Genomic DNA, 13,732 nt, shown 5'->3' with positions numbered 1-13,732 from the left:
TGTGCAGATCTCGCCCGTCTCAGCCCTGGTGGAGCACCTCGACCACCACCCGGTCGGGGTTCTGCAGCCGGTACACGCGGAACGGCCGCTCGGCCGCGGTGCCGACGAAGGTCACCGTCTGCCCCTCGAAGGTGCTGTCCAGGACGACCTCGCGCACCGCCGGGTACCCCGGCGCCAGCCGTCCGGGGCCCGGGTACGGGGCGACGCCGGTGTCCCCGGGCAGCCCGACCCCGGTGACCGCGAGCCGCAGGACCGCCTCCCCCGCGACCTGCACCGGGGAGCCGCTCCCCTCCGACCGCGCCTCGGGCACGTAGCGGGCGTCCCAGCCCGGCAGCCCGGCGCCGTCCACCTCGAGGACGACCCGGTCGAACCCCTCGTGGCGGCCGACCCGGAGGTCGGTCACGGTGACGGCGGCCCCGGGCGACGCCGATGCCGTGTCCGGCCGGGTGTCGGCGACGAAGGGTGGCGCCACGGTGGGCGACGGTCGCGGCCCGGTGACGGTCGGCTGCGCCCCGGTGGTGGGAGGGGCCGGCACGGCCGGCGAGGTGGATTCCGTGGGTGGCGGCGGCGGGCTGAGGAAGACGGCGTAGTCGGCGGGCAGCAGCGGCGCGTCGGTGAGCGCACCGGAGGGCAGCGGCGCCTCCACCGGCTCCCCGTCGCTGGTCAGCAGGACGGCCTCGATCCCGGGCAGGCTCGTCGCGGTGAGCACGATCTGCGCCACGGCGCGGCGGCTGGAGGACAGCGGCGCGGTGCCGGAGATGTCGATCGTGGCCGTGGTGCCGTCGATGCCCGCCACCGCCAGCGTCACGCCGGAGGGGAGGGCGGTGGACACCTGCTCGGCCCGCTCGTCCTCGGTCGGGCCGGCGGTCAGCGCGTCCAGCAGGGCGCCCAGCCGCTCGTCGAGCGACCCCGTGCCGGCGTCCCGGGCCCGGGGGACGAGCGACTCGTCGGGGCCGACGAGGTAGGCCCACCCGGTCTGGCCGGGGACGGACGACGGCGCGGCCGACGGCGGGGCAGCCGGTGCGGCGAGCCCGTACGGGACGTCGGACGCCGCGATCGTCGACGGGTCCCCGCCGGTGGGGACGCCGCAGGCCGTTGCCGCGAGGACGGCGCCCAGGGTGCCCGCGGCGCTCACCCGGCGCAGGCGCTTCACGTCCGCGCCGCCGGCAGCGACAGGACGAACCGGGCGCCGCCGCTCGGGCCGGCGGCGCACCACGCCGCGCCCCCGTGCTGGGCCGCCGTCTCGGCCACGATGGCCAACCCGAGCCCGGCCCCGGGCACCGAACCGCGCGCCGAACCGGGGGCCCGGGCGAAGCGCTCGAAGATCCGCTCCCGGTCCAGCGGGGCCACGCCCGGGCCGGCGTCGTCCACCGTCACCACGACCGAACCCTCGCAGCGCCCGACGTCCACGTGCTCCGGCCCGCCCGCGTAGCGGTCGGCGTTGTCCAGCAGGTTCCGCACGGCGCGCTCCAGCCGGTTCTTGTCGCCGAGGACGGTGGTCTCCTCCGGCGCGCCGGCGTCCAGCAGGCCGACGGGCCGGCCGGTCCGCTCCAGCACCTCCCGGACCAGCACCGCCATCGACACCGGGACGGCGTCGGGCAGCTGCCCGACGCCGTCGTGCCAGGCCAGCTCCAGCAGGTCGTCGAGGGTGACGCGCAGCCGCGCGACCTCGCCCTCCACCAGGGCGAGGGCCTGCTGCGCACGCGGCGGGAGCTCCTGGCGGCGGGTCGCCAGCACCTCGACGCTCGTGGTCAGGCTGGTGAGGGGGCTGCGGAGCTCGTGGCTGACGTCGCCGACGAACCGGGCGTCGCGGGTGATCCGCGCGGCCAGGGCGTCGACCATGCTGTTGAACGCCGCCACGATCCCGACCAGGTCGGGGTCGTCGGTCGCCGGCAGGCGGGTGGAGAGCTCGCCGCCGGCGATGCTCGTCGCGGCCCCGGCGACCTGCTCCAGGGGCAGCACCGCACGACGGCTGGCCCACATCCCGAACCCGGCGCCGGCCACGGTCGCCGCGACCGCACCGGCACCGAGCACGACGGCCAGCGTGCGCAGCAACGCCTCCAGGTCGTCCAGCGGCGCCACCTCGTAGAACTCCACGCCCGCGCTCACCACGGGCACGGCGACGACGAGCCGCGGCCCCTCGGCGGAGTCCACCCGCAGCGTGCCCGCCGCGCCGGTGGACACCACCTCCTGGAGGGCGGCCGGCACGTCACGACCGCCGACCTCCAGACTGGAGGAGAACCAGTCGTCCTCCCGCCGGACGACGATCTCCGCGTCACCGAACGGGACGAGCTCCCCGAGCACCCGGCCGACGTCGGCACCTGCGCTGGACAGCCGGTTGCGCAGCACCTCGGCGTCGGCGAACGCCTGCTGCGTGAGCGCCTGCTCGCGCTGCTCCACCACGAAGCTGCGCGCCAGCAGCCACGTGGTCGTGACGAGCACCGCGGAGACCAGCAACGTGCTGGCCGCGAAGCCGAGCACGATCCGCCTCCGCAGCCCCCGCCGCCCCGGGACCCTGCTCACCGGCCGCTCACTGCGGGTCCAGGCGGTAGCCCAGCCCCCGGACGGTGACCACGAGCCGGGGAGCACTCGGGTCCCGCTCGACCTTCGTCCGCAGCCGTCGCACGTGCACGTCGACGATCCGCTCGTCCCCGAAGAACCCGTGCTCCCAGACCCGCTCGAGCAGCGCCTGCCGGCTGAAGACCCGCCCCGGCGCGCCGGCCAGCTCGCAGAGCACCCGGTACTCGGTCAGCGTCAGCGGGACCAGCTCGTCCCCGCGGTAGACCGTGCCGCTGGCCTCCCGCAGGACCAGCGGGCCCGCCGGGTCGTGGTCGAGGACGACGCCCGCCCGGGCGGCGTCGGCCGGGGAGCCCGCCGGAGCCGTGGCCGTCCGGCGGCGCAGCGCACGCAGCCGGGCGGTGATCTCCTTGATCTGGAAGGGCTTGGTCACGTAGTCGTCGGCGCCCGCCTCGAGCGCCTCGACGATGTCCTGCGTGTCCGCGCGGGCGCTGACGACGACGACGGGCAGGTCGTGGGCGCGGCGGACCTCGCGGATGACGGCCAGGCCGTCCATCGACCCGAGCATCAGGTCGACGATCATCATGTCGGGCGCGGCGATGCCCACCATGCCGACGGCGTCCTCCCCGGAGGCGGCCTCGGCGACGTCGTACCCCTCGTCCTCCAGCGCCCACCGCAGCGCGGTGCGGATGGAGTCGTCGTCCTCCACGACCAGGATCCGCAACGACACGCGGACATGCTGCCACCGCGGGCCGGCCACCTCGGACGCGGCGGCCACCGTCATGCGATCGCAATGTCGCGACCCGGGGAATCGCAAACTCCGGTGGAGAAGCTGCTGGGGACCGTGCGGAGACCGACCGCCGAGGAGACCGCCGTGCGCCCTGCCGACCGCGACACCCGTGCCCCCGGTGCCGAGGGCGGCCGCGGTGAGGTCGTCCTGCGGCTGACCGAGGAGATGCTCGCCGACGGCGTCGCCGACATCCGCTGGCTGCTGCACGACGCCCTGCTGGCGGGTGCGCGGCGGGTGGTCGTCGACGTCGGCGAGGTGGAGCACCTGACCAGCCCGGCAGCGGCCAGCCTGCTCACCGCCCACCGGGCATGCCGGGCCCGCGGCGGCAGCGTCGTCGTCCGCGGGGCCAACCGGCGCACCCAGGGCCTGCTGCGCCGGACCGGCCTGTGGCGGGTGCTGGCGCTGGAGAACCTGGACCGCTCCGCCTGAGGCGCGCCCGGGGCCGGGGCCTCCTACGCTCGGCCGGGTGCCGACCGCGCTGCTCTGGTTCCGCCGCGACCTGCGCCTGGGCGACCACCCCGCGCTGCTGGCCGCGCGGGACGCGGCCGGGCCGGACGGCGAGGTCCTCCCGGTGTTCGTGGTCGATGACCGGCTGTGGGGCCCGTCCGGCGAGCCGCGCCGCCGCTTCCTGCTCGACTGCCTCGCCGCGCTGGACGCCGACCTCGGCGGCGCGCTGGTCCTCCGGCACGGCGACCCCGTCCGGGTGCTGCCGGCGCTGGTCCACGAGGTCGGCGCGACGTCGGTGCACGTCAGCGCCGACGCGGGGCCGTACGGGCGGCACCGGGACCAGGCCGTGGAGCGGGCTCTGGTCGATGTCCCGTTCGCGCGCACCGGGTCGCCGTACGCGGTGACGCCCGGCCGGGTCACCAAGGCCGACGGGACGCCGTTCCGCGTGTACTCGCCGTTCGCCCGGGCCTGGCGGGAGCACGGCTGGCGCCCGCCGGCGTCCTCCCCCGACGGCGTCCGCTGGCGCACCGGCGTCCGCTCCGACGACCACCCGCCAGCACCCCACCTCGACGGCGTCGTCCTGCCCCCGGCCGGCGAGGCCGCCGCGCTGGCCGCTTGGGCGCGCTTCCGGGACGAGCGGCTGCTCGGCTACGCCGACGGGCGCAACACCCCGGGCGGCGACGGGACGAGCCGGCTGTCGGCCTACCTCAAGTACGGCTGCCTCCACCCTCGCACGCTGCTGGCCGACCTCGCCGCGGCGGAGCAGACCGAGTCGGTGCGCCGGTACACCGACGAGCTGGCCTGGCGGGAGTTCTACGCCGACGTCCTCTGGCACCGACCGGAGTCGGCCCGGGAGTACCTCAAGCCGGAGCTGCAGGGGATGGGCTACGACAGCGGCCCGGACGCCGAGGAGCTCGTGCGGGCCTGGGAGACCGGCCGCACCGGCTTTCCGATCGTCGACGCCGGCATGCGCCAGCTGCTCGGCGAGGCCTACGTGCACAACCGGGTGCGGATGATCGTCGCCTCGTTCCTGGTCAAGGACCTGCACCAGGAGTGGACGGTGGGCGCCCGCTGGTTCATGCGGCACCTGGTCGACGGCGACCTGGCCAGCAACCAGCACGGCTGGCAGTGGGTCGCCGGCACCGGCACCGACGCCTCGCCCTACTACCGCGTGTTCAACCCGGTCACCCAGGGCAAGAAGTTCGACCCCGACGGCACCTACGTGAAGCGCTGGGTGCCCGAGCTGCATGACCTCGATCCGCGGCACGTGCACGAGCCGTGGACCGCGCCCGGCGGCATCCCGGCCGGCTACCCGGAGCCGGTCGTCGACCACGCGCACGAGCGCCGGGTCGCGCTGGACCGCTACACCCGCGTACGCGGCCGCTGAGGCTCAGCCGACGAGCAGCGAGACCGGGTCCCGCCGGACGACGGTGCGGACGACGAGCGCGACCGCCACCGCGGCCGCGGCGGCGAAGGCAGCGATCACCACCGGGGCCGGCGGGCCGGCGGCCGCGACGGCCACCAGCCCCCAGACGACGGCGAGCGCGAACGGCCCGGCCGCGGTGCGGGCGGCGAGCACCAGGGCGCACGCGATCAGCGCGACCCCGGCCAGCGCTCCGACAGCCCACAGCTGCGCGGTCGTGCCGGACGCCGGGGCGCCGAGCGCGACCCCCGCCTGGCCGGTGTTGACCGCCGCGGCCACGGTGACCCAGCCGAGCAGCAGCCCGGCGACGGCGGCCGGCAGCACCCGCCCCAGGCCCTCGACCGGGAGGTCCTGCAACCGCGCCCAGGCGACCGCGGCGGCCGCCACGATGCAGAACAGGAGCACGACCGGAACCAGCGGCACCGACACCCCGATCAGGGGGAAGGCGATCTCCCACGCGGTGTTGCCCGCGAACGCCGCGGCCAGCGGCCAGCCGGTGCGCCGGTGCAGCTCCCGGCCGCGCTGGGCCGGCAGCGCCTGGTACACCGCCCAGGCCAGCGATCCGGCGAAGATGACACCCCAGATGCTGAAGGCGTAGCCCGCCGGGGTGATCAGCGAACCGGTCTCGTCGCTGACCGCGCCGACGCTGCGGCCGGCGATCGCGCTGCCCACGGGGCTGCCGGCCACCTGCGCGACGGCGGCGGCGATCACCGCCGCCGCCCGGAGCCCGTCCTGCCGGCCTGCCGTCCCGCTCATCCCCCGGCGGTGCCCGGCACCGCCCGTACCCGAAACCTGGCCGACCGCCTCGCCGCCGGACGGTCCGCTCAACCGCGGAGCCGGGGAGCGCTGCGCACCGGGTCGCGGCCGGTGGCGGGCGCGGCGGCCAGCGCACGCGCCCACCCGGCGAGCCCGGCCACGTCCACCCCGTGCGGACGGCGGTCGGCGTACGGACCGAGGGCCGCCGCCCCGCGCTCGAGCAGACTGGTCGCGCCCCGGTCGTTGCCGCGGGCGGCGTGGGTCAGGCCGACGGCGAGCTGGGCCAGCCCTCGCCACAGCTCGCGCTCGTCCTCGGGTGCGGACTTCCAGGCATCCTCCAGCACCTCGTGGGCGTGGAACGGGCGCCCGGCGTCCAGCAGTTCCTGCGCCTCGGCGAGCGCCACCTCCGGCGCCCGGACCACTCCCTCGGGGGCGCGCTCCTCCCCGACGGCGCCGTGCGGCAGCGGCCGCCCGAGCGCATCCCGCGGGCGCGCGTTGCGGGCCCGGCCCTGCTCGTCGCGGTCTCGGTCAGGCACAGGGGCATCCTCCCCGCGCCGCCCGGGGAGCGCCTCGGGAGGTATCGATCCGAATCGCGTCCGAGATTGTTGGAGGCGATCCGCATCCGGCGGCCGGAGCGCAGCGGAAGACCAGGCAGCACGACCCCCTACGAGATGAGGAGCCACCCGTGAGCACCATCCGCACAGTCGGCCGTTCCGCCGGCGTCCTCGGTGCCGTCGGCGCCGTCGTCCTGGTCGCCACCCCGGCCATGGCCGACAACCACACCGCCACGGTCTCGGTCCTGCACGGCGTCCCCGACACCCCGGTGGACGTGTACGCCAACGGCGAGCGGCTGATCGACGACTTCCAGCCGGGCACCCTCACCGACCCGCTGGAGCTGCCCGGCGGCAGCTACGACCTCGCCCTCTACCCGGCCGACGCCGCCGACGACTCCGGCGACCCGATCCTGTCGGCCGACGGCGTGGAGGTCCCGGCCGGCGCCAACGCCACCGTGGTGGCCCACCTGACCGAGGCCGGCGAGCCCGCGCTCACCCCGTTCGTCAACGAGACGGGCTCCGTGCCCGCCGGTCAGGCCCGCGTCACCGTCCGGCACGTCGCCGCGGCGCCCGCCGTGGACGTCCGCGCCGGCGGCCAGCCGGTGATCGAGGGGCTGACCAACCCGAACGAGGAGACCCTCACCGTCCCGGCCGGGACGATCAACGCCGACGTCGTGCTCGCGGGCACCGACACCGTCGCCATCGGCCCCGCCGACCTGACGCTGGCCGAGGGCACCTCGACCGTCGTCTACGCGTGGGGCTCGGAGGACGCCGGCTTCGAGCTCGCCGTCCAGAGCGTCTCCGCCCAGCACTCCGCGCCCAGCGGCGTCCCGGGTGGCACCGCCGGGCTGGCCGACGACTCGGGCCTCCCCCTGCCCGTGGGTGCCGCGGCCGTGGCCGGTCTCGCCCTGGCCGGCGCCGGCGCCCTGCGGCTCGCCCGGTCCTCGCGCTGATCACCGTCACTCCGAGGAGCTGACCGTGCGACCCGCCGCCGCCACCGCCGTGCTCGGGCTGGCCCTCGCCGTCGGTGCGCCGACCGCGTGGGCCGTGACCCGGCCGGACGCGGCGGCGGGTCCGCCGGTCGAGCGGGTGCTGGAGCGCCCCGACGCCGCCACCCCGGCGCCGTCCGGGGCCTCCTCGCTCCCCCCGGTGTCCGTCCGCGACGCGGCACCGGCCGCCGTCCCCGCCACACCCCCGCCGCTCCGGCTGGAGCTGCCGGGCCTCGGCGTCACCGCACCGGTCGATCCGGTCGGCGTCGCCGGGGACGGGCAGATGGAACTCCCCGAGGACGTCGACCGGGTGGGCTGGTACCGCCACGGCCCGGCACCCGGTGCGGACGGCAACGCCGTGCTCGCCGGCCACGTCGACGACCGCGAGCAGGGCCCCGGCGCCCTCTTCCCGCTCCGCGACGCCGAGCCCGGCGACGAGCTCACCGTCACCGACGCCGCCGGGCAGACCACCCGCTGGCGCGTCGTCTCCCGGGAGCTCGTGCAGAAGCAGGTGCTGCCGCTCGACACGATCTTCGCCCGCGAGGGGCCGGCCCGGCTGGTGGTCATCACCTGCGGCGGCCCGTTCCTCCCGGAGTACCGCAGCTACCGCGACAACGTCGTCGTGGTCGCGGAACCGGTGGTGGACGGTGCGCCGTGACCGGGCTGCTCGCCCGGACGCGGGCCGACCTCGGTAGCGTCCCGGCCGTGACCTCCCCTCCGGAACCGCCGCCGGATGGCGCCGCGGAGCCGGACGACGCCGAGGTGGGCCGCCGGTTCGCCACCGGTGACGAGCAGGCGCTCGCGCTGGCGTACGAGCGGTGGGCGGGGCAGCTGCACGGCATGGCGGTGCGCGCCTTCGGTCCCGGGCCCGACGCCGAGGACGTCACCCAGCAGACCTTCATCTCCGCCTGGACCGGCCGCGCGCGCTACCGCCCCGACCAGGGCCCCCTCCCCGCCTGGCTGGTGGGCATCTGCCGTCACAAGATCGCCGACGCCTGGGCCCGGCGGGACAGGATGCGCCGCGAGGCCGAGGCCGCCGCGTCGGAGGCGCAGGCCGCACCGGCCGGCGGGACGACCCCGCCCGTGGACGGCGTCGTGAGCGACCGGCTGCTGGTGCTCGAGGAGCTCGATCGCCTGGGCCAACCGCAGCGCGGCATCATCGAGCTCGCCTTCTTCGCCGACCTCACCCACGCCCAGATCGCCGAGCGCACCGGCATCCCGCTCGGCACGGTGAAATCCCACATCCGCCGCACGCTCGAACGCCTGAGGACACGATTGGAGGTGGACGGTGCCACACTGCCAGCCTGAGCAGCTCGCCCTCGCGGCGCTGCACGAACCGCTGCCGGCCGACGACGCCGCCCACCTGTCCGCGTGCGCCCGGTGCCGCGACGAGGTCGCCGGCCTGCAGCGGGCCGTCGACGCCGTCGCCGTCCCCGAGCTCGCCGAGCCCGGCCCTCCCGTGGCGCCACCGGCCTCCGTGTGGGCGGGGATCGCCGCGGCCACCGGGGTGTCGTCGACGCCCCGCCCGGCCGCCGCCGCACCGACCGCCACCGCGCCTGCGGCCACCGGCGCCGCCGGGGCCACGGCCGCGACGCCGCCCGTGGCACCTGCGCCGCCGGCGCGCGGCGGCGAGGTGCTGCCCTTCCGCCGCCGCCGGCCGCTGCTCCTCGCCGTGGCCGCCGCGGTCGCCGGTGCCGTCGTGGGGGCCGGAGCGGTCGCGCTGCTGCGCGGTGGGGACGGCGTCGAGCCGATCACCGCCGTGGCCCTCGAACCGCTCGGCGACGAGCCGGCCGCCGGGCGGGCGGAGGTCGTCCTCCGCTCCGACGGGTCCCGGGCCATGCGGGTCGAGCTCGACGCGCCGGAAGTCGAGGACGGCTACTACGAGATCTGGCTGATCGAACCCGGGATCGTCGACATGGTGCCGCTGGGCGTCCTGCGCCCCGGGGCGCAGACCTTCGAGCTGCCGGCGGGGCTGGACCTCGGGGAGTTCCCGATCGTCGACGTCTCGGTGGAGCCGCTCGACGGCGACCCGGCGCACTCGGGGGTCTCCGTGGCCCGGGGTGTGCTCGAGAGCTGAGCGACGCCTAGCGTGCTGCAGGTGACCGCCGCGCACACCCCCCTGCCGTTCGACGACCTCGGTGCGCACTGGCGCACGGTGCGTCCCCGGCCGGCGGGCCGGCACCTCGACAGCGCGGCGTCCAGCCGGCAGAGCCACCGGGCGCTGGAGGCCGCGGCACACCACGCCCGGCACGAGGCCGAGCTGGGCGGCTACGTCGCGGAGGCGACCGCTGACGACCTGCTGCAGCAGGGGCGCTCGGTCATCGGCGGCCTGGCCGGCATGGCCGCCGCCGACGTGGCCTTCGTCGAGTCCGCCCAGGCCGCGCTGGTCACCCTGCTCGGCGGCTGGCGGCTACCCGCGGGCTCGCGGGTCGCCTGCCTGCCCGGCGAGTACGCCCCGAACGTCGCCCAGCTGCGCGCCGCCGGCCTGCGCCCGGAGCCGCTGCCGGTCGACGGCCTCGGGCGGGCCGACGTCGACGGCGTGGAGCAGCTCCTGGCCACCGACCCGCCCCGGTTCGTGCATCTCACCCACATCGGCAGCCACCGCGGGATCGTGCAGCCGGCGCGCGAGATCGCGGCACTGTGCCGCGCGGCCGGCGTCCCCCTGGTGCTCGACGCCGCGCAGTCCCTGGGGCACGTCGACGTCGACCTCGGCGCGGAGGTCGTCTACGGGACCTCGCGGAAGTGGCTGGCCGGGCCCCGTGGCGTGGGCGTGCTGATCGTCGGCCCGTCGATCGCCGCCGAGCTGGTACCGGTGCTGGCCGAGCCGGAGGGGGTCCCGCCGATGCGCGCCTTCGAGTCGGGAGAGGCCCACGTGGCCGGCCGGATCGGCCTGGTGGTGGCCGTCGGGGAGCACCTCGCCGCGGGGCCCGAGCGCGTCCGCGCCCGGCTGGCCGGGCTCGGCCGGGCCACCCGGGAACTGCTCGACGGCGTCGCCGGCTGGCGGGTGGTGGAGCCGCTGGAGGAGCCGACGGCCATCACCACGCTGCGGCCCCCGGACGGTGTCGACGTCGTCGCCACCCGCACCCGGCTGCTCACCGAGCACGGCATCGTGCTGACCGCGGCCGGCAGGGAGCGGGCCCCGGGGGAGATGACCGGGCCGGTCCTGCGGGTCTCCCCCCACCTGGACGCCACCGCGGAGGACCTGGCGGCCCTCGCCGCCGCCCTCTGAGCGGACCGCCCCCTCACCCCCGTCCAGCACGACGTCTCGCCGGGTGACCGGCGGCGAGCGGGCTCCGCCCCGCGCACCTCGGCCCCGACGCGGGCCCGGCGTCGGAAGCAGCCGCCCGGCGGCGCCCCGCGGCGGGGACTTGTGCCCGCGTGGCGGTGGTCCTATGGTTCATTACATGAGTAATGGACCCAGGGACCATCCCGGCCCTGGTGACGCCGGGGCCGCGTCGTGAACGAGGACGCCGGCCCGATCTTCCGGCAGGTGGCCGCCGAGATCGAGAACGCGATCGTCGACGGCTCGCTGCCCGAGGAGAGCCAGGCGCCGTCCTCCAACGAACTGGCCGCCTTCCACCGCATCAACCCCGCGACCGCCGCCAAGGGCCTGAACCAGCTGGTCACCGACGGGGTCCTCTACAAGAGACGAGGAGTCGGGATGTTCGTCGCCACCGGCGCCCGCGAACAGGTCCTCAAGCGTCGGCGCAGCGAGTTCGCCGACCAGTACGTCCGCCCCCTGATGACCGAGGCCCAGAAGCTCGGCATCCCCGCCCACGAGCTCACCGACATGATCGATCGCTGGGAGGACCCGCGATGACCGCCGTCGCCACCGTCTCCGACGTCACGATGCGCTTTCCCGGGCACACCGCCCTCAGCGGCGTGTCGACGGTGCTGGAACGTGACGCCATCACCGGGCTGCTGGGCCGCAACGGCGCCGGCAAGACGACCCTCATGCAACTGCTGACCGGCCACCGCGTCCCGACCAGCGGGCGGATCGAGGTCTTCGGGGCCCGGCCGTTCGAGAACGACGACGTCCTGCGCCGGATCTGCTTCATCAAGGAGGGCCAGCGCTACCCCGACCACTTCCGGGTCAAGGACGCGCTCGACTCCGCGGCGTTCGTCTTCGCCGACTGGGACGCCGACCTCGCCGCCTCGCTGCTGCGCGACTTCGACCTGCCCGCCAAGCGCCCGATCAAGAAGCTCTCGCGCGGCATGAACTCCGCCGTCGGCATCATCGTCGGACTGGCCTCCCGGGCGCCGCTCACCCTGTTCGACGAGCCCTACCTGGGACTGGACGCCGTCGCGCGTCAGCTGTTCTACGACCGCCTGCTCGCTGACTACGCCGAGCACCCGCGCACGATCGTCCTCTCCACGCACCTGATCGAGGAGATCGCCGCCCTGCTCGAGCGGGTGATCCTGATCGACCGGGGCAGGGTGCTGCTCGACGCCGACGCGGAGTCGCTGCGCGGCACGGCGCTCACGGTCACCGGACCCCGGGAGCGGGTCGCCGCGTTCAGCGGCCGGCACGAGCTGCTGCACACCGAGTCCCTCGGCAGCACCAGCCGGGCCGTCGTGCGGCTGCGCGACGGCGCCGACGGCGACGACGCGACGGCGGCCGGCTTGTCCTGGGAGGCCACCAGCCTCCAGCAGCTCGTCGTCGCCATGAGCCTGCACACCGCGGCCGGCGGCCCGACCGCACCGGTCCACCTCGAGGAGGTCTCCCGATGACCCGCGTGCTGCAGGCCGCTCGCCTGCACCTGGTCCACCCGCTGGTGGCTCTCGGCATCCCCTGGCTGGTCGTGTCGATCAGCTTCGCCATCAACCTCGCCGTCTGGCACCTCACCCCGGCCAGCGAGGAGAGCGGCTTCACCGGCGGCATCCTGGCCTTCTACATCACCGTGCTGGTCGTCTACGTGCAGGCGGTGACGCAGGTGCTGCCCTTCGCCATGGGGATCAGCCTCAGCCGCCGCGCCTTCTACCTCGGGACCGCGCTCGTCGCGCTGGTGCAGGCCGTCGCCTACGGAATCGCGCTCTCCGCGCTGGTGAGCATCGAGAACGCCACGAACGGCTGGGGCGCCGGGATGGACTTCTGGGCCCCAGGCGTCTTCGAGGTCGGCAACCCGGTGCTCCAGGTGTTCGCCTCGGGGGCCCCGCTGCTCGCCTTCATGTTCGTCGGCGTCGGCATGGGTGTGGTGCACCAGCGCTGGGGCCAGATGGGCACCTGGGGACTGATCCTCGGCTCCATCGTGGTGCTGGGTGGCCTCACCGTGCTGATCACCTGGCTCGACGCCTGGGGGAGCATCGGGGTGTGGTTCACCGACCAGTCGACGGTGACGCTGACGGTCGCCCTGCCCCTGGCCCTCGCGGCGGTGGCGGCGCTCGTCTCCTTCCCCGGCATCCGGCGGGTGGTGCCGTAGCTCCGGGCCCCTCCGCCTGCACCGCGGCCCCCGTTCCGTCATGTGACGGTTCGGGGGCCGCTCCCATTTCCCCAGCGTGGTGATCCGCCCGTCGCGGTGTCGCGCGCCGGACCGCCGCCCGGGAGTGCGTGCCGCATCCGACGACCGCGCCGACGCATGCGCACGAGGCGCCTCCATCGGCACCGGACCGCCTCACGCAGCCGCCCCGCTCCGTGTCCGACGCGCCGCTCCGCCGACCGCCCGTGAGCGGGGGCCGTGCGATGCCGACCGGGCTGGGGGAACGACGAAGGGGCCCCAGCACGAATGCTGGGGCCCCTTCGGGAATGGTTGTCCGGCGGCGTCCTACTCTCCCACCCCGTCTCCAGGGCAGTACCATCGGCGCTGAGAGGCTTAGCTTCCGGGTTCGGAATGTTGCCGGGCGTTTCCCTCTCGCCATGGCCGCCGTAACTCTGTGAACTTCGAACCAAGCTGGTTCGTGCGTTCAGAACCGCACAGTGGACGCGAGACAAGTCTTCGTTGGTTGACCCTGGCACAGACCCCTCGTGGTGGAGGTGTGTGTGGTCAAGCCCTCGGCCTGTTAGTACCGGTCAGCTCCACACCTTGCGGTGCTTCCACTTCCGGCCTATCAACCCGCTGGTCTGGGCGGGGGCCTTACCCGGTTGACCCGGTGAGAGACCTCATCTTGAAGCGAGCTTCCCGCTTAGATGCTTTCAGCGGTTATCCCTGCCGAACGTAGCTAACCAGCAGTGCACCTGGCGGTACAACTGGCACACCAGAGGTTCGTCCGTCCCGGTCCTCTCGTACTAGGGACAGCTCTTCTCAAGTCTCTTACGCGC

At 75.6% G+C, this 13,732-nt stretch carries 15 protein-coding genes and 2 rRNA genes; 10 read left to right on the top strand and 7 right to left on the bottom strand.

Annotated elements, in window-relative coordinates; translation table 11 throughout:
* Positions 1-19 precede the first annotated feature (19 nt).
* The 3 genes from ACI8AP_RS15400 to ACI8AP_RS15390 are packed head-to-tail and all read right to left on the bottom strand — an operon-like array spanning position 20 to position 3,247.
* A complete protein-coding gene (locus ACI8AP_RS15400) occupies positions 20-1,153 on the bottom strand; it encodes a GerMN domain-containing protein (protein WP_456590235.1) in 1,134 nt (377 codons plus the stop codon).
* Positions 1,150-2,523: a sensor histidine kinase gene (locus ACI8AP_RS15395; protein WP_456590234.1), complete on the bottom strand. Its 1,374-nt coding sequence runs from the start codon at positions 2,521-2,523 to the stop codon at positions 1,150-1,152. Before ACI8AP_RS15395 ends, ACI8AP_RS15400 begins: the two co-directional genes overlap by 4 nt.
* Positions 2,524-2,530: 7 nt before the next feature.
* Positions 2,531-3,247, bottom strand: coding sequence for a response regulator (locus ACI8AP_RS15390; RefSeq protein ID WP_456590233.1), 717 nt, complete (start codon positions 3,245-3,247; stop codon positions 2,531-2,533).
* A 144-nt stretch (positions 3,248-3,391) separates the two neighbouring features.
* On the opposite strand from ACI8AP_RS15390, the gene ACI8AP_RS15385 reads away from it, so the two are divergent.
* Both ACI8AP_RS15385 and ACI8AP_RS15380 read left to right on the top strand, forming a co-directional pair.
* Complete coding sequence (locus ACI8AP_RS15385; protein ID WP_456590232.1) at positions 3,392-3,736, top strand: STAS domain-containing protein; 345 nt, start codon at positions 3,392-3,394, stop codon at positions 3,734-3,736.
* A gap of 37 nt (positions 3,737-3,773) precedes the next feature.
* Positions 3,774-5,141 carry a cryptochrome/photolyase family protein gene (locus ACI8AP_RS15380; RefSeq protein WP_456590231.1) on the top strand — a complete coding sequence of 456 codons (1,368 nt, stop codon included), beginning with the start codon at positions 3,774-3,776 and terminating at the stop codon, positions 5,139-5,141.
* A gap of 3 nt (positions 5,142-5,144) precedes the next feature.
* Here the strand turns inward: ACI8AP_RS15380 and ACI8AP_RS15375 are convergent, their stop codons facing one another.
* Together ACI8AP_RS15375 and ACI8AP_RS15370 are read right to left on the bottom strand one after the other, a co-directional pair.
* Entirely contained in the window at positions 5,145-5,933 is a 789-nt protein-coding gene (locus ACI8AP_RS15375; RefSeq protein ID WP_456590230.1) for a hypothetical protein, read from the bottom strand.
* 68 nt (positions 5,934-6,001) lie between these two features.
* Positions 6,002-6,469, bottom strand: a complete 468-nt coding sequence (locus ACI8AP_RS15370; RefSeq protein ID WP_456590229.1) for a DUF309 domain-containing protein — start codon at positions 6,467-6,469, stop codon at positions 6,002-6,004.
* A gap of 149 nt (positions 6,470-6,618) precedes the next feature.
* On the opposite strand from ACI8AP_RS15370, the gene ACI8AP_RS15365 reads away from it, so the two are divergent.
* The 8 genes from ACI8AP_RS15365 to ACI8AP_RS15330 all read left to right on the top strand — a co-directional run bounded on the left by ACI8AP_RS15365 (position 6,619) and on the right by ACI8AP_RS15330 (position 12,896).
* Positions 6,619-7,440 carry a DUF4397 domain-containing protein gene (locus ACI8AP_RS15365; protein ID WP_456590228.1) on the top strand — a complete coding sequence of 274 codons (822 nt, stop codon included), beginning with the start codon at positions 6,619-6,621 and terminating at the stop codon, positions 7,438-7,440.
* 25 nt (positions 7,441-7,465) lie between these two features.
* Entirely contained in the window at positions 7,466-8,134 is a 669-nt protein-coding gene (locus ACI8AP_RS15360; RefSeq protein ID WP_456590227.1) for a class F sortase, read from the top strand.
* 47 nt (positions 8,135-8,181) lie between these two features.
* Positions 8,182-8,784, top strand: a complete 603-nt coding sequence (locus ACI8AP_RS15355) for an RNA polymerase sigma factor (protein ID WP_456590226.1) — start codon at positions 8,182-8,184, stop codon at positions 8,782-8,784.
* Entirely contained in the window at positions 8,765-9,553 is a 789-nt protein-coding gene (locus ACI8AP_RS15350) for an anti-sigma factor domain-containing protein (protein WP_456590225.1), read from the top strand. Before ACI8AP_RS15355 ends, ACI8AP_RS15350 begins: the two co-directional genes overlap by 20 nt.
* A gap of 21 nt (positions 9,554-9,574) precedes the next feature.
* Positions 9,575-10,705, top strand: a complete 1,131-nt coding sequence (gene egtE / locus ACI8AP_RS15345; RefSeq protein WP_456590224.1) for an ergothioneine biosynthesis PLP-dependent enzyme EgtE — start codon at positions 9,575-9,577, stop codon at positions 10,703-10,705.
* 228 nt (positions 10,706-10,933) lie between these two features.
* The gene (locus ACI8AP_RS15340; RefSeq protein WP_456590223.1) at positions 10,934-11,296 is read left to right on the top strand and encodes a GntR family transcriptional regulator; all 363 of its coding nucleotides are present in this window, start codon (positions 10,934-10,936) and stop codon (positions 11,294-11,296) included.
* A complete protein-coding gene (locus ACI8AP_RS15335; RefSeq protein ID WP_456590222.1) occupies positions 11,293-12,207 on the top strand; it encodes an ABC transporter ATP-binding protein in 915 nt (304 codons plus the stop codon). Before ACI8AP_RS15340 ends, ACI8AP_RS15335 begins: the two co-directional genes overlap by 4 nt.
* Positions 12,204-12,896, top strand: a complete 693-nt coding sequence (locus tag ACI8AP_RS15330) for a hypothetical protein (protein WP_456590221.1) — start codon at positions 12,204-12,206, stop codon at positions 12,894-12,896. The genes ACI8AP_RS15335 and ACI8AP_RS15330 overlap by 4 nt, the downstream gene beginning before the upstream one ends.
* Positions 12,897-13,225: 329 nt before the next feature.
* Here ACI8AP_RS15330 and rrf read toward each other — a convergent pair.
* Positions 13,226-13,342: ribosomal RNA gene (gene rrf, locus ACI8AP_RS15325) — 5S ribosomal RNA — on the bottom strand.
* A 111-nt stretch (positions 13,343-13,453) separates the two neighbouring features.
* A 23S ribosomal RNA gene (locus tag ACI8AP_RS15320) occupies positions 13,454-13,732 on the bottom strand; the annotation flags it as partial.

The sequence above is a fragment of the Blastococcus sp. SYSU DS1021 genome, from assembly GCF_054050995.1.
The sequence above is the reverse complement of the archived record's forward strand: the minus strand, read 5'-3'. Positions and strand labels throughout refer to the sequence as shown.